Consider the following 18757-nt stretch of genomic DNA (forward strand, 5'->3'; position numbering starts at 1 on the left):
AGAGGTTTGAAGTTTATCTTCTCCCCTCTTATCTGTCAGAAAGCTATTCTTTCTGCTGGAATTAGCACCGTGCCTTTTTGGCGCATAAGCGCCCCATCTCACAATGGTATTACGGTCGGTTGCTGGGTTTCATCGGGCCAAATCCCTCCACCTGCTCTTGATAAGAGTTGCATGATTTATTTGAATTTTTAACTTTCTGTTACAGACTATAGCAAGAATAAAAATCATTTGTCAATATTTTTATTTATATAATTCTGGACGTCGATCAGCAAAAACAGGAATCCCCTTACGCACTTCCTTAATTTTTTCTAACTCTAAATCCCCATACAAAATAGATTCTTCTTCTCCTGCTTCCACTACCACTTCTCCCCATGGATCAACAATAAGAGAATGTCCCGCAAATACATTATTTGGATCCTTTCCTGCTCTATTGCATGCGACCACATAACATTGATTTTCAATTGCTCTCGCTTGAAGAAGTAAGCGCCAATGAGCTAAGCGAACAAGCGGCCATTCTGCTACAACGAATAACACCTTTGCTCCTCTTCCAGTATGAACACGCAGCCATTCTGGAAAACGAATATCATAACAAATGACACCACCGCATTGCACTTCATCCAATGTAAATTCCCCGGTTTCATCTCCTGCTATTAAGTAATTATGCTCATTCATCAACTGGAACAAATGGACCTTACTATACTCATTTTGCAGTTTTCCTTCACGATTTACTATATACATCGTATTCGTAACACCATGCTTTGTTTGCTTTGCAATAGAACCGCCAACAATATTCACACTATATTGCTGTGCCCATTCTGAAAGAAGTTGCTTTGTTTGAATCCCGTCCTTATCTGCTATTTCTGGCAATCTCTCTAAATCATAACCAGTCGTCCAAAGTTCTGGTAATACGATAACGTCCGGTTTTCCTTGCATCGCTTCTTCTATTTTCTTCTGTGCATTTTCCATATTTATTTTCACATCACCAAAAGCAATATCCATTTGAATACATGCGATTTTCATTTTATCCACCTCGTCTTCAATTTTTTCTTTACAAAAACTTGGAAAGGTTATATCATTTGTCACTAGAATTGTAACAATTTTCAAAAGAGGTGGAAAGTATGAAGCATTTTCAACCCTCCAGTATTGTAACATCATTACCAACGCAGTTTTTCGCTTCACTTGTTGCAAAAGTTAACAAAGTCGTCGAAGCAGGACACGATGTTATTAATCTAGGGCAAGGCAATCCAGATCAACCAACACCGCCGCATATCGTAACAGCTTTACAACATGCAGCAGAAAAAGCAGTTCACCATAAATACCCGCCATTTCGCGGACATGAAAGCTTAAAAGAAGCTGCCGCTACATTCTACGAGCGTGAATATGGCGTCAAAGTAAATCCCAAAACAGAAGTTGCTATTTTATTTGGGGGTAAAGCCGGATTGGTTGAGTTACCACTTTGTTTTACAAACCCTGGTGATACAGTACTTGTACCAGATCCAGGATACCCTGACTATTTATCAGGTGTCGCTTTAGCAAAAACAAAATTTGAAACAATGCCTTTACTAGCAGAAAATAATTTTTTACCAAACTATAAAGAAATTGATGCATCTATTGCCAAACAAGCAAAATTAATGTTTTTAAACTATCCAAATAACCCAACTGGCGCTACTGCTTCAAAGGAATTTTTTGAAGAAACAATATCATTTGCAAATAAACATGATATTTTAGTAGTTCACGACTTTGCTTATGGAGCAATTGGCTTTGATGGTAACAAACCAACTAGCTTCTTACAAGCAAATGGTGCAAAAGATGTCGGCATTGAAATTTATACACTCTCCAAAACATTTAATATGGCTGGCTGGCGCATCGCCTTTGCAATCGGTAATGAAAGTGTCATTGAAACAATTAACCTATTGCAAGATCATATGTATGTCAGCATTTTTGGTGCTGTTCAAGAAGCTGCTTGTGAGGCACTATTAAGCTCACAATCTTGTGTAAATGAACTTGTTGAACGCTATGAGTCACGGAGAAACGCACTTATTACAGCGTGTCGTTCAATTGGCTGGGATGCTGTCGCACCAAAAGGATCATTTTTCGCATGGCTTCCTGTTCCAAGCGGATATACATCGGAACAATTTGCTGATTTATTGTTAGAACAAGCGCATGTGGCAGTTGCACCTGGAGTCGGATTCGGTGAGCATGGCGAAGGCTACGTTCGTATTGGCTTATTACATACAGAAGAGCGACTACAAGAAGCAATTCAACGCATTCATAAATTAAAAATTTTCAAAAATCATTGACATCACAAAAAAACTCTGTCAAAATTCAGATATCGAAAAAATTTAAACATTTCTAAATACTTCTTATCAAGAGCAGGTGGAGGGACGAGCCCGACGAAGCCCGGCAACCGATCTACAATTGTAGGCACGGTGCTAATTCTCGCAGCATTACGCTGACAGATAAGGAGCTGGTTGTAAAAAAACCTCTCCTTAGCTGAGAGGTTTTTTTATTTAACTAGGAGGTTATGAAAATGAGCGGAATAACAGCAACTTATTTAATTCATGATGATTCTCATAATTTAAACCAAAAAGCAGAACAAATTGCTCTCGGTTTAACAGTCGGTTCATGGACTCATCTACCACATTTATTACAAGAACAATTAAAACAACATAAAGGCAATGTCATTCACGTTGAAGAGTTGGAAGAACAAAATGATGTAAATACGTATCTTGGAAAAAAAGTAACACGTGGACTCATTAAAATTCAGTATCCATCAGTAAATTTCAGCCCTGATTTACCAGCTATTTTAACAACAACTTTCGGAAAGCTATCATTAGATGGTGAAGTTAAACTCGTTGATTTAACATTTTCAGATGACTTAAAAAAACATTTCCCTGGTCCGAAGTTTGGCATTGAAGGAATTCGAAATCTCTTACATATTCAAGATCGTCCACTTCTGATGAGTATTTTCAAAGGAATGATTGGACGCAATATAGGATATTTAAAAACCCAATTACGTGATCAAGCAATTGGAGGCGTAGATATTGTAAAAGATGATGAAATCTTATTCGAAAATTCATTGACGCCACTCACAAAACGGATTCACGCTGGAAAAGAAGTATTACAATCTGTATACGAAACATATGGTCATAAGACTTTATATGCAGTGAATTTAACGGGACGTACTTATGATTTAAAAGAAAATGCAAAACGAGCAATTGAATACGGTGCTGATATTTTACTTTTTAATGTATTTGCGTACGGATTAGATGTACTACAATCACTTGCAGAGGATAAAGATATTTCTATTCCTATTATGGCTCATCCTGCTGTAAGCGGCGCATACGCTTCATCGGAATTATATGGATTTTCTTATTCACTACTACTTGGAAAGCTACTTCGTTATGCTGGTGCAGACTTTTCTTTATTCCCATCACCTTACGGAAGCGTTGCACTAGAAAAGAAAGAAGCTCTTCTGATTACACATAAATTAACTGAAAAAGACCCATCTTTAAAACGAAGCTTTCCTGTCCCATCGGCCGGTATCCATCCTGGCTTCGTCCCGTTTATCCTTCGTGATTTTGGAAAGAATGTTGTCATTAATGCAGGCGGTGGTATTCACGGTCACCCGGCTGGAGCACAAGGCGGTGGGAAGGCATTCCGTGCAGCAATTGATGCCACTTTACAAGGTACACCATTACACGAAGTAGGTAACGTTGATTTACATGCTGCACTGCAACTATGGGGAAATCCATCACGGGGGGTGAAACTATGAGTCTTCAAATTTTTTGTGACTTTGATGGTACGATTACGAACAATGATAATATCGTTGCTATTATGAAGAAATTCGCTCCACCAGAAGCTGAAACGATCAAACAAAAAATTCTATTGCAGGAAATCTCTATTCAAGAAGGTGTTGGGGAGATATTTTCCCTTTTACCTACAAGCTTACAAAATGACATCACTACTTTCATAAAAGAAACAGCGGTGATTCGAGATGGATTTCAAGAGTTTGCACAGTTTGTCCAAACAAATCAGATTTCACTTCATATTATATCGGGAGGAATGGATTTTTTCGTCTACCCTCTTCTCAAAGGGTTAATCAACCCAGATCATATTTATTGTAATACGACTGATTTTTCAGGGGAAACCATTCAGATAAACTGGCCTCATCCGTGTGGTGAACATTGTAAAAATAAATGTGGGCTTTGTAAATCGACACTGATTCGTCAATTAAGTTCAAACGGTGATTTTAATATTGTAATTGGAGATTCAATTACAGATTTACAAGCAGCAAAACTTGCTGATAAAGTATTCGCCCGTGATTTTCTCATTACAAAATGTGAAGAACATCAAATTTCCTATACAGCATTTGAAACGTTTTATGACATACAGGCAGAAGTTAAGCAATTGTTGGAGGTGATAAAATGAAACAACTTTTTCGCCAATGGGAAGAATTAAGTAAACTAAAGAAAGAATTAACAGATCGCAACTGGTTTCCTGCTACAAGTGGAAACATTTCAATAAAAGTAAGCAATGCTCCAATTACCTTTCTTATTACAGCAAGTGGCAGAGATAAAACGAAAACAACACCTGATGATTTTCTATTAGTTGATCATACTGGAAAGGCTGTTTTAGAAACCGATTTACGTCCTTCAGCAGAAACATTGCTGCACACTCATATTTACAATCATACAGAAGCTGGATGCGTCTTACATGTCCATACAATTGATAACAATGTAATTACAAACGTATACGACAAAGCAGTTTCATTTTCTAATCAAGAAATCATTAAAGCTCTTAATATATGGGAAGAAGGAGCTTCTATCAAAATTCCAATTATTGAAAATCATGCTCATATTCCAACGCTAGGAGAAGATTTCCGAAAACATATTCATGATGATGCTGGAGCCATACTCATTCGCAACCACGGTATTACCGTTTGGGGAAAAGATAGCTTTGATGCAAAGAAAAGATTAGAAGCATATGAGTTTTTATTCCAATTTCATATAAAACTATTATCAATTCAAGGAGGCGTTTCACATGGCGCAAATTCGTATTCATGAAATTAATACTCGCATTGAAAATGAAGTGGAAGTAGAGCAATTTTTACAAGGAGAAGGCGTTTTATATGAGAAATGGGATATTTCAAAACTTCCCACTCATTTAAAAGAAAATTACTCCTTAACTGATGAAAACAAAGAAGAAATTTTAGCAGTGTTTTCTAATGAAATTGCTGATGTTTCGAATCGTCGAGGTTATAAAGCACACGATGTTATTTCACTTTCTAGTAGCACACCAAACCTTGATGAATTATTAATTAACTTTAAACAAGAGCATCATCATACTGACGATGAAGTTCGCTTTATCGTTAGTGGCCATGGTATCTTTGCCATTCAAGGTAAAGATGGTCAATTCTTTGATGTCGAACTTGAGCCTGGTGATCTTATCTCTGTACCTGAAAATGCAAGACATTATTTCACGTTACAAGATGATCGCCAAGTTGTAGCCATTCGTATTTTTGTTACAACAGAAGGCTGGGTTCCTATTTACCCCGCTATTCGTGGGCAGTAAGATCTCCACTCAAGATTGAGAGAGGGACAAGGATCCATAAAAGCCCCATTGATGAGGGCTAATAATCAATGGTGGATAAAGCCCCCGACTGATTAAAGTTTCACTTTACTAAGGTAGTTAGTTGAATAGAAGGTACTGGACCCCCTTTTCCAGCCTTTTATTCACTCTACATATATACATCCTCCTATGGAACAGGCTTATTTCACAGTTGTGAAGTAAGCCTGATTTTTTTTCTTTTCCCACAACACACACTTCCTTCTCGTTTTAAAATTTATCAAGTGTATTTACGAATAATTTTTGAACATTTTTTGAACTTTTTCTGAAAATTCTGTTTAAATTGTGCTATAATACAAATAATAGAAAATGAAAAGAAAACTGTAAATAGAGGAGGAAAAACATGAGCTTAATTATCGCACTTATAATTGGTGTTACTTGCGGAGCTGTCCCTGCCATTCTTGGTGCATTTATGGAAGAATTAGAAATCGGTATGTTAGGTTTTGTCGCATCTTCTGTAAGCGCTTTATTATTTGGTTTGTATGGTGCTATTCCTGTTGCTATTCTGTTTGCAGTATATATATTACGTCACGCTCGTGCAAAACAATTTAGTCCTAATCACATGGCCCAAATTATCCCATTTCCAATTGAACGCTCTCGTCGCGCTTCTAGCTTATAATCCCATTACATCGTATTGCATACTTTTATATCCTCACAATAATACCGCCTGCCTTTGTCCAAATCAACTTCCAAATTTCCCGAAAAATATTGTAAACAAAAAAAGTCCTCGATTGAGGACTTTTTTATTTATTATCTTCTAAAAACTGAAATAGTTCTTGTAAATGCAGAGCCTCTTTCTCGTAGCTAACAGATACATAACATACACCATCAATTTCAGCATGCATATAAAGGTCAATTTCTTCACGATCATACTTTAAAGCTAAGTAAAATTCCATTTCTTCTAGCATTTTCTTTGACGTTCGAATAACGTAATGGTCATCTTCATCGCGCCCATATTCAAATGTTGGCTCAAAATCATATTTTTGTTTAAATGCTGCTTGTTGTTTATCGTTAATCGGCATACAAGTTGTACGTTGCACAGCATCAATCATTCCATCAAATTTTTCTAAATTCATCCTATTACCCCCTTATGTATTTTTTATATAATACTTGTGTTCCACTGTCTTCTTCTCCTGCTTCCACTAATTGTTCATATAAGTCTTTTGCAAGAGTTAAGCCTGGTACAGGTAATTCTAATTTTTCAGCTTCATCTAACGCGATTTTCATATCCTTCATAAAATGTTTCACATAAAATCCTGGTGCAAAGTCCTCTTTTAACATACGTGGAGCTAAGTTACTTAATGACCAACTACCTGCTGCCCCAGTTGAAATACTTTGTAATACTTTATCAGGATCTAATCCTGCTTTCTTTGCATACGCTACCGCCTCACAAACTCCTATCATATTAGAAGCGATTGCAATTTGATTACACATTTTTGTGTGCTGTCCACTTCCTGCTGGCCCTTGTAGTTGAATGTTTCCCCCTAGTTTCTCAAATAAAGGTAAACAAACTTCATATACTTCTTGATCTCCACCAATCATAATGGCAAGTCTACCTTCTTTTGCGCCAATATCTCCTCCTGATACTGGCGCATCTAAAGTATGTACATTTTTTGTTTTTCCCTCTTCATATATACGTTTTGCTAACGTTGGTGTCGATGTTGTAAAATCAATTGCAATTGTCCCTTCATTTGCATGCGCGAGAATTCCTTCTGTTCCAAAATAGATTTCCTCTACATCATGCGGATATCCTACCATCGTCATAACAACATCTACATTCTTTACCAATTCTTTTGGTGAATCGCACCAATGTGCTCCTTCTTCTAATAAAGAAGTTGCTTTCTCTTTCGTACGGTTGTATACATATACTGTATAACCACCTTTTAATAGATGCTGTACCATACTTTTCCCCATAACACCTATACCAATAAAACCAATTGATGAAATTACTTGTTTCATCTACTCATCCCCTTTGTTCTATTAAGTCGCTGACCATCTTCCGAAATTCTTTATTAAAATCATCATCCACGCCATTTTGCACATTTGAAAATAAAATAACAAATGTTTTCTTATCTTTATTGAAATTATTAAATGTATTCCAACCAGCAAGTACACCATGATTATGAAAATAATCAGGATAAATATAAAAACTAAATGCATATTTCTTTTCAGATGATGGTGTAAACATCATTTGTATACTTTTCTCTGAAAGAAGTTTTCCATTTATAATTGCCTCATCTAACTTCTTCATATCCACAACTGTAGTATACATCTCACCACAACCATATAGCCAGTCCATTGCTAATTTTGGCGCTGGTACGAGTACATTATCTTTCTTTCTATATCCTTTAGTAAAATGTTGATCTCCTGGCACCATATTCCCCATACCTGATTCATACATTTCTACTCGTGCAAATATATTCTCCTTTATATATTCTCCTAAAGGTTTTTTAGATATATTTTCTACAATATAAGCAAGCACCATATAATTATAGTCAGTGTATTCCCAACCAGTTCCTGGCGGAAAAACTACTTGTTGCTTTCCAATCCAAGTAACTAAATCTAAACGGGATGCAGCATTCACTTTTCCCTTTCCTTTTCCTGGTAAGCCAGAAGTATGTGTCAAGAGGTGATATAATGTAATATTTTTATTTGCCGGGAATGAAGGGATATATTTATTTACATTATCCTGAATATTTACCTTTCCCTGCTCTTGCAACTGTAAAATGGATGTTGCCACAACAGTCTTTGTAATTGAACCGATGCGATATTTTGTTTGCGGTGTATTTTTAATGTTTTTTTGAACATCCGCATACCCATATCCTTTATTCAGCACCACATGATCTTTATCCGTGACAAGAACCGTCCCATTAAAACCTTTATCTTTTAAATATTGATCTAACTTTTGGGCCACACTGGCATAATCAATTGACGGTGCCTTTTTTTCTTCTCTACTATCATGTAGCGCAGACTCAACAGAAGGCGTTACTTTAGGAGTTACTACTTCTTCCTTCTTTTGTATATAAAAAAAGTAATACACACTTCCGCATACTATAAAGCAACTCAAGACCATAATAATCCATTTTTTTATCATTCAAAACCTCCGAAGTTACTTCGTTGTAAATGGTCCCCCTCTTTCTATTATCAGACAACAAAAAAAAATCGCAACACTTTGTTGCGAAAAATTCACATTTTTTCTTTTCTATATAAACGCACCTGGTTTTTCCCATTTTTTTTCGCTTCATATAAAGCAATATCTGCTCGTTGTATTAATTCCTCTTTTGTAATTCCTTGCTCATACAAAGCAACCCCGAAACTCGCTGTTAATTTTGAAATACTAGAAAATTGTTTCGTTTCAATAAAAAAACGCAAAGACTCAGCAACTTGGAAAACCTCTTTTTCCGTTGTATTTATTACTAATATACTAAATTTCTCTCCACCCCACCGTGCAAAAATATGCTGGGATCCCATTTTCGATTTCATAAGTTCTGCTAACTGAATTAATGCCAAATCACCAAAATCATGGCCATATGTGTCATTCACTTTTTTAAAATCGTCTATATCAAAAAGAATAAGTGCCATTGTTCGATTTATACGTTCTTCACTTTTCCATTTTTCCTCCAATAGTTGTTGAAACTTCAAGCGGTTATAGATTTCTGTTAAAGGATCAAATGCAGCAAGTTGCTCTTGTTCTTGATATAATTCATCTAATTCCGTAATATCTGTACATTTAACAATAAACCTAGATAAATCTTCTGGCACAGATGCCGCACGTAATAAAAAGATAAATTCTTCACCTTCAAAATTATACATTTTAATCTTTCTAGCTTGTGCTAAAGAATCATCAAGCCATGTGATATCGTGATTTGTTGCGTAATATCCATGCTCTTCAATAAAATGTTCCGCAAATATCATATGATTCTCATGATATGAAAATAAATCTTCATATCCAAAAAAATTCAAAAAGTTCGTATTACAGTCCACGATCTCATCATCTTCTACAATAAATAATAAATCATTTTGAAAATCAAACATCATTTGAAGAAGCTCTTGTTGAATGGTTACTTGCTGCAATAGGGATAATTGATAGAGACTTTTATTTATCTCCTCTAGTATCCCTTGTGGTGTAACAGGGGCCATCACAATATTTCGGATCCCTATTTTAAGTAAATCTACAAATTTTGAAGTCACCGGCTGATCCCAAATAACAATAAACGAACTCATCTCATCATACATACGCCTTATATGCTCTACTTGTGTACCCTCCGATACATAAACGATTACAACTTGCGGTCTTACTTTTTCAAATAACCTTTCTCCTTCTTCAAAGCTATTTGCTATAAACATACATTTGGGATGTATATCATCAATCGTATACCGATGATTGCAGCCTTCTTCTATATAAAGTACATTTACATGGAGATCCTGTAATACGTTTTGAAAAACTGTATTCTCTAATAAAAAATGTAGTATGTTCACCACTGTTCTTCACTCACTTCATATATCCTGTTCTACTGAATTCTTCGCTATCCTTTTCTATGGACCGTTATCAAAAGAACTCGATTGGTGAGGGTTGAGCATCAGTAGGAACGAGAATCTCTCCCACTGACAGGAATTTCACTTTACTTATTAATTCTTGATCTATGAATCATCTTTTTATTGTATGACTACATGAATAACAGCGATTGTACGAATGTCCCCTTTTTATCCTATTCTCAACAACTTGACAATTAAAATAAAGATATTATATTCTTTTACAGTGATAACTTACAAAATGTAAGTGTTTTTTGACATGTGGTATTTTTTGTGAGCCCACATAAAAATTTGGAGGTATATTATGACACAGCAAGATTTCTTTACTGTTTTATACGAACGAACATCTAATCGCGCATTCAACCCTGAAAAGGAAATTTCAAAAGAGGAATTACAAGAAATTTTAAAAGCAGCTGCCCAAGCACCATCAGCTTGGAACTTACAACATTGGAAGTTTCTTGTTTTCCAAGGTAAAGACGTACAAAGCCGTTTACATCCCATCGCTTATAATCAACAACAAATTCTTGATGCCTCTGCAGTAGTAGCTATTTTAGGCGATTTAGAAGCAAATAAAAACGTCGATCCTGTATATGGACCAATCGTAGAGCAAGGATTTATGAAAGAAGAGGCCAAAGAACGTTTAACGCAAAATATTGAATCTGCTTATAAACGTGAACAATATCCACGAGATGCAGCCTTCTCTAACGCATCCCTAGCAGCAATGCAACTTATGCTTGCAGCAAAAGCAACAGGCTGGGATACTTGCGCAATCGGTGGCTTTAATCAACAAGCACTAACAGAAGAGTTTAATGTTTCTTCTCGTTATGTACCAATCATGCTCATTACAATTGGTGAATCTACATTAAAAGGACATCCAGCACCACGTATGAAGGTCGATCAAGTAGCTGAATGGGTAAAATAAAGGATATCTCAATGACATTACGAAAAAAGCGACATTCCTTTTCGTAATGTCATTTTTTTGTAATATTTCAACATACAAATCCATACATCATCACAAAATAAATCATAAGATATGCTTACATCTATTCGAAAAACGTAGTATTATGTCGAATCTTGTTATACATTGAAATATAAAGGGTGTTTTTTTGTTACAATTATGATACAATGGTAACAAATAGATAACAAGAGAGGGATTTTCATTGAATTCATATGGAAGCTTTATTGCATTTCTAAGCTATACCGTAACTGTATTGCTTCTATACTTTATTGGAGATGCCACAAATATTACAATGCTACAATTTCCAAAAGAAAAAGCACTACAGCTAGAAGAAGGACTACATATCTCACAATCTATCGTACCATTACTTTTGGCTCTTCCCGTATATGCAATCGTTTTATATAAAAGCAGAAAAGTGTGAAGGATACCTCGTCATAAATGAAGGTGTCCTTTTTTATGTATCCAATTCTTTATAGATAATAAAACCTAAAACTTCGTATTCATTGCTTTTGAATGAATACGAGGGAACTCCTCATAAAAATCTCAATTCTCAAATAAAGCGAAACTTTAATCAGTAAGGTTTTTTCCATCCCTCCACTGATAATCGAGCTTTTACAGGATAAAGAAACATACTATAATACAGGTTTTAATCTATTCAACCTGTCATTTGTCCCTATCCAAATACCATTAAGTAACAAATACCCATCTGGTTATTTAAAATAAGAAAATATCCCAGTAAAAATTCCACGCTCTGTCCAATCACCCCATACCGAACTTACATACATTATAAGTGTGAAGGGGGTGAAGAATTATGTTTGGATCTTTTGGATGTTGTGATGACTTTAGAGATCGTCATCGCGAAAGAGATTGTCACCGCGAAAGAGATACTCACCGTGAAAAAGAAGACCATAGTAAAAGAACAGCAGTATGTAACGTACTTGCAAATATTTCAGTAGGAACAGAGATTTCCCTTTTAAGCATCAAAGGTAACGGAACATTCCGCAATGTAATTTTTGAAGGGTTTGCTAACGGTGTTGCTCTTTTCTCTGCTTTAGCTATGGGAGATGACAAAGATAATAAAGACGATAAGAATAACCAGAACACAAATAAATTTACAGGCATTTTACGAGTTTGCCCAAATGATATCGTAGCAATTGCTATTTAATTCTATCTCTTATCCTCAGAAGCATAAAAACAAATCTAAAATTAGTATATAAAAAAAACCTGAGATCGATTTGAAATCGGTCTCAGGTTTTCTTTTTCATATTAAATGCTTTTCACTAATTCAACAACTTCTTCAGCAGTTGACATTGTTAATGCTTTTTGTGCTAACTCTTCCATTTGTGCTTTTGACAACTTGCTTAGTTGTGTTCTTGCAGGAAGGATTGATGTTGCACTCATACTGAATTCATCTAAACCTAATCCAAGTAATAATGGGATTGCAAGTGAATCTCCTGCCATCTCCCCACACATACCAGCCCATTTTCCTTCTTTATGAGCAGCATCGATAACCATTTTTACAAGACGTAAAATAGATGGATTATACGGTTGGTATAAGTAAGATACACGTTCATTCATACGGTCAGCAGCCATTGTATATTGGATTAAATCGTTTGTTCCGATAGAGAAGAAGTCAACTTCTTTAGCAAACTGATCAGCTAATACTGCAGAAGCAGGGATTTCAACCATCATACCTACCTCAATATCGTTAGAAACAGTTGTACCAGCTTGAACAAGTCTTTCTTTCTCTTCTAATAAAATTGCTTTTGCTTGACGGAATTCATCAAGAGTTGCAATCATTGGGAACATAATTTTTAAATTACCATATACGCTAGCACGAAGTAATGCACGAAGTTGTGTACGGAACACATCTTGTTCTTCAAGACATAAACGAATTGCACGGTAACCTAAGAATGGATTCATTTCTTTTGGTAAATGTAAGTATGGAAGCTCTTTATCTCCACCGATGTCAAGTGTACGAACAACAACTGGTTGATCTGCTTTTACACCTTCAAGAACTGCTTTATACGCTTCGAACTGCTCTTCTTCTGTTGGAAGATTGTCACGACCCATATATAAGAATTCTGTACGGTATAAACCAACGCCTTCTCCACCATTGTCGATGATACCTTGTACATCATTTGGTGTTCCGATATTTGCAACAAGCTCAACGTGGTGTCCGTCGCTTGTTACAGTAGCTTGATCTTTTAATTTCGCCCATTCTGCTTTTTGTTCTTCGAATTTTGCTTTCTTTTCTTCGAAAGTACGAAGTGTTTCTTCAGAAGGGTTTACAATTACTTCTCCATCTAGACCGTCGATAATTACGATATCGCCGTTTTGGATTTTCTCCATAACAACTTTCGTACCAACAACAGCTGGAATTTCCATAGAACGAGCCATAATTGCAGAGTGAGATGTACGTCCACCGATATCAGTTGTGAAACCTTTTGCATACTTACGGTTTAACTGAGCTGTATCAGATGGTGTTAAATCTTCAGCAATGATGATGACTTCTTCAGAAATTGTACCTGGATTTGAGAAGTTAATTCCTAGTAAATGTGCAAGAACACGTTTCGTTACGTCACGGATATCCGCAGCACGTTCTTTCATATATTCGTTATCCATGTTTTCAAACATAGTAATGAACATTGTTGCAACTTCATCCATTGCAAATTCAGCATTTACTTTTTCACTATTTACTTTATCTTTTACTGGATTTACTAGTTCTGGATCATTTAGTACTAGTAAATGTGCTTCAAAGATAGCAGCTTTATCAGCACCAAGTTCAGCAAAAGCATGGTCTTTAATTGCTTCTAATTCAGATTTTGCTTTCTCAAGCGCAGCGTCTAAGCGTGCAATTTCTGCAGCTTCATTCGTAATCGTTTTCTTTTCAATGTTAAATTCAGGATTCTCAAGTCTGAAAGCCTTCGCAATGGCAATCCCACTTGATGCAGCGATCCCTTGAATGTTAAGAGTCATTATTCTCCTAATCCTTCGTTTTTCATAGTTTCTTCGATAGCTGCTAGTGCTTGAGCTGCATCATCACCATTTGCAGTGATTTTAATTTCTGCGCCTTGTTGAATACCTAAAGACATAACACCCATGATTGATTTTAAGTTAACGTTTTTACCGTTATATTCTAAATTGATATCAGCACCGAATTTGCTTGCAGTGTTTACAAGTAGAGTTGCTGGACGAGCATGAATTCCTGAGTCGCTAGTTACTTTAAAGATTTTTTCCATAATAATCTATCTCCTTTAAATACAGTATTTTTTAGTTGTATAGACGTTAGTACTACATAATCTATTGTATATAATAGGCGATGTGCGGTCAACCACATCGCCCATTATAATTATAAACATTTTGCGTCAATTTCTTACTGAATGTCAATAATAGATGCTTCGCCTTTCTTGACATTCCCTTCTTTTTTCAATTCAACTTGTTGTCCTTGCCCTAAATTCGTAAAAATAATTGGCGTGATAATAGACGGTGCATTTTCTTTTACAAATGCTAAATCTACTTTTAATAAAGGTTGTCCTTGTTTCACTGTATCTCCTTGTGCTACAAGCGCTTCAAAGCCTTCACCATTTAATTTTACAGTATCAATACCGAAGTGAATTAAAATTTCTTTTCCACCTTCAGATTGAATACCAATTGCGTGTTTTGTAGGGAATACATTCACAATTTCACCGTTAACTGGAGAAACTACTGTTCCTTCTGTTGGCTCAATTGCAAATCCATCTCCCATCATTTTTCCTGAGAATACTTGGTCAGGTACTTCTGTAATCGGTAAAATTTTTCCCTCAATTGGTGATACGATTGTTTCGTTTTCATCCACTTTTTGAGGAGTTTCTTCTACTTTTACAGGCTCTTCTTTTTCAACATGAGGTGTGCGACCTGACATAATATCATGAATTTGTGACTTCAATGTGTCTGATTTCGGTCCGAAAATAGCTTGAATGTTATTTCCAACTTCAAGTACACCAGCTGCTCCAAGTTCTTTCAAACGATCTTTGTTTACATTTTTTTGTTCGTTAACTTGAACACGTAAACGTGTAATACAAGCATCTAAAGAAGCGATATTCTCTTTACCACCAAGTGCTACTAACACTTCACGTGGAAGTTCGCCTGCTTCTGCCTTTCCTGTGCCGTCATTAGCATTTGCTACTTCACGACCAGGTGTTTTTAAATCCCATTTACGGATTGCAAAGCGGAATCCGAAGTAGTAAATAACTGCTAGTACAAGACCAACAACAATTACCCACCACCATGCTGTACGGCCCGGTAGTACACCAAATAACATAAAGTCAATTAAACCACCAGAGAATGTCATACCAATTTTAACACCTAAAATTTGCATTGTCATAAATGATAGACCAGCAAATACAGCATGAATTCCGAATAATACTGGTGCTACGAATAAGAATGAAAATTCAAGTGGCTCTGTAATACCTGTTAAGAAAGATGTTAATGCAGCAGATCCTAAAATACCAGCTGCTAATTTTTTATTTTCCGGACGTGCTTCATGATACATTGCTAAAGCTGCTGCTGGAAGACCGAACATCATGAACGGATACTTACCAGTTGTAAATGTACCTGCTGTTAATTCTACACCGTCTTTTAACTGTGCCATAAAGATTTTTTGGTCACCGCGGATTAATTCGCCAGCTGCATTTGTATACTGACCAAATTCAAACCAGAATGGTGAATAGAAAATGTGGTGTAATCCAAATGGAATTAATGAACGTTCAATTAAACCGAATATGAATGCTGCTAACGTTCTATTTGCATCAATCATTTGATGCGAGAATGTATTTAAGCCACCTTGAATGTATGGCCAAACGAAACACATGATAATCCCTACTACTAAAGAGAATGTTGCCGTTGCAATAGGTACGAAACGCTTACCTGCAAAGAAACCTAAGTATGATGGTAATTCAATGTTGAAGTATTTATTATAACAATATGCCGCTACTATCCCGACGATAATACCACCAAACACCCCTGTTTGTAGTGTCGGAATTCCTAATACGTTCGCGTACGCAGGATCCGCAAAACCAATTTTTACTGGATCTGTTCCCGTACTTGTTACTTTCACTAGCTTATCTACTTCTAAGAACACACTCATCGTTTTGTTCATAATTAAGTAGCCAACGAATGCCGCTAAACCAGCTACTCCATCTCCGCCAGCTAAACCAATTGCTACCCCAACTGCGAATAATAACGCCAGGTTAGCGAAAATAATGTCACCAGATTGCTCCATGATTTTTGCAACCATGACAAACCAATCTGCTTTTAAAGCAGGAATCAAATTTGTTAGCTGTGGATTTTGAAATGCATTACCAAATCCAAGCAAAATACCTGCCGCCGGTAAAATCGCTACTGGAAGCATAAGCGCTTTTCCGACTTTTTGAAGAACACCAAAGATCTTCTTAAACATGGAAACCCTTCCTCTCTTATCTATATTGATACTTTTCGACAAACGCCAAAAAGGCATGAGGAAAAAAAGATAGAACGATAGCTATACAAAGGGTAGTATGTCCCTTTCTCTAGCTTACATTCCTGACTTTTCTCCACTCATGCCTGATCGAATCAGTAACACGTGTCAAAAATAGGTTTACGTATAAGTTCACTATTTTTAAAGCAAACGTTTTCGTTGTTTACCTTAACTTGTTTGTCGAATCTTGTATAACTTTGCATGACTTATTATACAAAACAATTGTAAGCGATTCAATCATTTTTTTTAACGTTTTCATTTTAGACAAAAATATATGTTCTCACGCATGGTCTGCTTTTACTAATCTTTGCAGGTGCATCGTTAAATAAATACTTTCAGCCTCATATACAGGTAACTGCAATTCTTTTTGCATAACCTTTACCAACTTCCACGCTAAATTATAACAGACCGGGTACTCAGCTTTTAATAAATCAGTAAATCCTTGTGACTCCTCTACTTTTTCTCCGTTTTTCACCCGCTCAATTGCATATTGCAAGTGGCGAATAAGACGTAAATAATGAATGCTTTCTGAATCTAATGTAAGGTGCAAATTTGTTTCAATTAAAGAAACAAGCTGCGCAATAAGACGGGAGTTTTGATTAACAGAAGATAAATCAGAATTTGTGAGTGAGCTATAGATATGAAGTGCAATAAAACCGATTTCCCCTTCTGGCAATGTAATTTGCAAACGGGAATTTAAAAGTTGTACAACTCCCTCAGCAATTTTATACTCTTCTGGGTACAGCATTTTTGTTTCAACTAAAAAAGGATTATCTATTGCGAATCCTTGTTTCAATCTTTTAATAGCAAAAGAAATATGATCTGTTAAAGCGATATGAATATGTTCATTTAATGGAGAATGTACTTTCTCTTGAATATACATCATAATATCATTCATCAATTCAATTAGCTTTTCACTTACCTGTGGTACTAACAGTTTATATTGTTCACGGTCACGTTCATTTTTTAAAATAAACATTTTTTCAATTTGTGCAGGTTCTAGCACATCTTTTACTTTTTTTCCAAATCCAATTCCTTTACCAATCACTACTACTTCCTCATGTTCAAAATGGCTAGCAATGATGACATTATTATTTAAAACTTTTTTAATTTCTAGACAATTATTCATAGAACACCACCCTCGTACTTAAATAGCCTGCTTTTATGTTACAGAACATTCTTCTTTTTCGTCAATGTAAAACATCTACCATTTTAGAAAAATTCATTTTTTAGACATGCTTACACTATATACGTATAATGTAAGAGCAGATGTACATAGAAAGGAGAGCGCAACATGATAAAAATGTTTGTAAGTGATATTGATGGTACGATGATGCAACATGGAGGTTTAATTGATGAACAAGATGTGATTGCTCTTCGTAATCTTGCAGCACAAAATGTAATTCTTTGCTTCGCCTCTGGTAGGCTTGATAATGAAATCGCTGGTTTAATGAAAGAAATCGATACTGATTTTCACCGTATTAGCGTAAATGGTGTATTTGTATATACTCATGAGAATAAACAGTTATTGTCTGCGACATTTGATTCAAGCATTTTACCAGAGTTGTTAGCAATAACAAAAGAAGAACCTTATTTCCGTTATGTAAGTGATGAATACAATTATTACATCGAGGAAAAAACACCGTTTATTCATGAACTCGAAAAACAAGTTACAATGACTTCTGTTGAAGAACCAAACTTATTACAAAAAATTGATGATACAATTTTCCCTAATAAAATTTCAGTTGGAGGCACAAAAGAAGATCTACAGTCACTTCAGAAAAAAATTGATGAGAAATTCAATGGTAACGTCAGTACCTTTATCTCTGCTGAGCAGTGCTTAGATGTTATGCCACCAAATATTAGTAAAGGCGCTGCTATCTCTGTTTTACTACAAGAATTTCAAATAAAGCCTGAGGAGATTGCTTGTATTGGTGATTCTTATAACGATATTCCAATGTTCGCACTAACACCTCATAGCTTTGCCATGGCGCAAGCAGATGACGCAGTAAAAGAACATTCTCATCATGTCGTAGACTCTGTAAAAGATGCTGTCGAACACGTTCTAGCCTACAATTCAAAACAAAATAAAAATACGACTCACTCCATATAAGGATGAGTCGTATTTTTATTTCTTTACA

At 35.8% G+C, this 18757-nt stretch carries 19 protein-coding genes and 2 riboswitches; of the genes, 10 read left to right on the forward strand and 9 right to left on the reverse strand.

The window, feature by feature from the left end; all coding sequences use genetic code 11:
• Positions 1-25: 25 nt before the first annotated feature.
• A riboswitch (SAM riboswitch) is annotated at positions 26-167 on the reverse strand.
• A 73-nt stretch (positions 168-240) separates the two neighbouring features.
• Positions 241-1104, reverse strand: a complete 864-nt coding sequence (locus tag CN373_RS04960; RefSeq protein ID WP_000706987.1) for a carbon-nitrogen family hydrolase — start codon at positions 1102-1104, stop codon at positions 241-243.
• A 14-nt stretch (positions 1105-1118) separates the two neighbouring features.
• On the opposite strand from CN373_RS04960, the gene CN373_RS04965 reads away from it, so the two are divergent.
• From CN373_RS04965 to CN373_RS04990, 6 genes are all read left to right on the forward strand, one after another.
• Positions 1119-2300, forward strand: coding sequence for a pyridoxal phosphate-dependent aminotransferase (locus CN373_RS04965; RefSeq protein WP_000680207.1), 1182 nt, complete (start codon positions 1119-1121; stop codon positions 2298-2300).
• 60 nt (positions 2301-2360) lie between these two features.
• A riboswitch (SAM riboswitch) is annotated at positions 2361-2466 on the forward strand.
• Between the two features lie 64 nt (positions 2467-2530).
• Positions 2531-3775 (forward strand): 2,3-diketo-5-methylthiopentyl-1-phosphate enolase, encoded by a 1245-nt coding sequence (gene mtnW / locus CN373_RS04970; protein ID WP_000014501.1) that lies wholly within the window; start codon positions 2531-2533, stop codon positions 3773-3775.
• Positions 3772-4431 carry a 2-hydroxy-3-keto-5-methylthiopentenyl-1-phosphate phosphatase gene (locus CN373_RS04975; protein WP_000058088.1) on the forward strand — a complete coding sequence of 220 codons (660 nt, stop codon included), beginning with the start codon at positions 3772-3774 and terminating at the stop codon, positions 4429-4431. The genes mtnW and CN373_RS04975 overlap by 4 nt, the downstream gene beginning before the upstream one ends.
• A complete protein-coding gene (locus CN373_RS04980) occupies positions 4428-5066 on the forward strand; it encodes a methylthioribulose 1-phosphate dehydratase (RefSeq protein ID WP_000811316.1) in 639 nt (212 codons plus the stop codon). The genes CN373_RS04975 and CN373_RS04980 overlap by 4 nt, the downstream gene beginning before the upstream one ends.
• A complete protein-coding gene (locus tag CN373_RS04985) occupies positions 5044-5574 on the forward strand; it encodes a 1,2-dihydroxy-3-keto-5-methylthiopentene dioxygenase (RefSeq protein ID WP_098358898.1) in 531 nt (176 codons plus the stop codon). The genes CN373_RS04980 and CN373_RS04985 overlap by 23 nt, the downstream gene beginning before the upstream one ends.
• A 397-nt stretch (positions 5575-5971) precedes the next feature.
• On the forward strand, positions 5972-6247 hold the full coding sequence (locus tag CN373_RS04990; RefSeq protein ID WP_000052453.1) for a hypothetical protein: 276 nt from the start codon (positions 5972-5974) through the stop codon (positions 6245-6247).
• A gap of 124 nt (positions 6248-6371) precedes the next feature.
• Here CN373_RS04990 and CN373_RS04995 read toward each other — a convergent pair whose 3' ends face one another.
• The 4 genes from CN373_RS04995 to CN373_RS05010 all read right to left on the reverse strand — a co-directional run bounded on the left by CN373_RS04995 (position 6372) and on the right by CN373_RS05010 (position 10107).
• Entirely contained in the window at positions 6372-6704 is a 333-nt protein-coding gene (locus tag CN373_RS04995; RefSeq protein WP_098358899.1) for a DUF3909 family protein, read from the reverse strand.
• Positions 6705-6708: 4 nt separating this feature from the next.
• Positions 6709-7587, reverse strand: a complete 879-nt coding sequence (locus tag CN373_RS05000; protein ID WP_000815688.1) for an NAD(P)-dependent oxidoreductase — start codon at positions 7585-7587, stop codon at positions 6709-6711.
• Positions 7588-7591: 4 nt separating this feature from the next.
• The gene (locus CN373_RS05005) at positions 7592-8722 is read right to left on the reverse strand and encodes a serine hydrolase domain-containing protein (protein WP_000592960.1); all 1131 of its coding nucleotides are present in this window, start codon (positions 8720-8722) and stop codon (positions 7592-7594) included.
• A 92-nt stretch (positions 8723-8814) separates the two neighbouring features.
• Positions 8815-10107, reverse strand: a complete 1293-nt coding sequence (locus CN373_RS05010) for a GGDEF domain-containing protein (protein ID WP_033664788.1) — start codon at positions 10105-10107, stop codon at positions 8815-8817.
• 358 nt (positions 10108-10465) lie between these two features.
• On the opposite strand from CN373_RS05010, the gene CN373_RS05015 reads away from it, so the two are divergent.
• From CN373_RS05015 to CN373_RS05025, 3 genes are all read left to right on the forward strand, one after another.
• Positions 10466-11083 carry a nitroreductase family protein gene (locus tag CN373_RS05015; RefSeq protein ID WP_000193603.1) on the forward strand — a complete coding sequence of 206 codons (618 nt, stop codon included), beginning with the start codon at positions 10466-10468 and terminating at the stop codon, positions 11081-11083.
• A 238-nt stretch (positions 11084-11321) separates the two neighbouring features.
• Complete coding sequence (locus tag CN373_RS05020; protein ID WP_001089791.1) at positions 11322-11540, forward strand: hypothetical protein; 219 nt, start codon at positions 11322-11324, stop codon at positions 11538-11540.
• A gap of 390 nt (positions 11541-11930) precedes the next feature.
• On the forward strand, positions 11931-12284 hold the full coding sequence (locus CN373_RS05025) for a DUF3915 family protein (RefSeq protein ID WP_000468009.1): 354 nt from the start codon (positions 11931-11933) through the stop codon (positions 12282-12284).
• Positions 12285-12385: 101 nt separating this feature from the next.
• Here CN373_RS05025 and ptsP read toward each other — a convergent pair whose 3' ends face one another.
• From ptsP to glcT, 4 genes are all read right to left on the reverse strand, one after another.
• Positions 12386-14098 (reverse strand): phosphoenolpyruvate--protein phosphotransferase, encoded by a 1713-nt coding sequence (gene ptsP, locus CN373_RS05030; protein WP_098358900.1) that lies wholly within the window; start codon positions 14096-14098, stop codon positions 12386-12388.
• Positions 14098-14361 carry a phosphocarrier protein HPr gene (gene ptsH / locus CN373_RS05035; RefSeq protein WP_000411078.1) on the reverse strand — a complete coding sequence of 88 codons (264 nt, stop codon included), beginning with the start codon at positions 14359-14361 and terminating at the stop codon, positions 14098-14100. The genes ptsP and ptsH overlap by 1 nt, the downstream gene beginning before the upstream one ends.
• A 134-nt stretch (positions 14362-14495) precedes the next feature.
• Positions 14496-16559: a PTS glucose transporter subunit IIABC gene (ptsG, locus tag CN373_RS05040; RefSeq protein WP_000473173.1), complete on the reverse strand. Its 2064-nt coding sequence runs from the start codon at positions 16557-16559 to the stop codon at positions 14496-14498.
• A gap of 337 nt (positions 16560-16896) precedes the next feature.
• Complete coding sequence (glcT, locus tag CN373_RS05045) at positions 16897-17745, reverse strand: glucose PTS transporter transcription antiterminator GlcT (RefSeq protein WP_098358901.1); 849 nt, start codon at positions 17743-17745, stop codon at positions 16897-16899.
• A 165-nt stretch (positions 17746-17910) separates the two neighbouring features.
• Here glcT and CN373_RS05050 point away from each other — a divergent pair, with 165 nt between their 5' ends.
• Positions 17911-18729 carry a Cof-type HAD-IIB family hydrolase gene (locus CN373_RS05050; RefSeq protein ID WP_000594254.1) on the forward strand — a complete coding sequence of 273 codons (819 nt, stop codon included), beginning with the start codon at positions 17911-17913 and terminating at the stop codon, positions 18727-18729.
• Positions 18730-18757: the final 28 nt, after the last annotated feature.

Origin of the sequence: Bacillus cereus (assembly GCF_002561295.1) — a bacterium.
GTDB lineage: Bacteria > Bacillota > Bacilli > Bacillales > Bacillaceae_G > Bacillus_A > Bacillus_A cereus_S.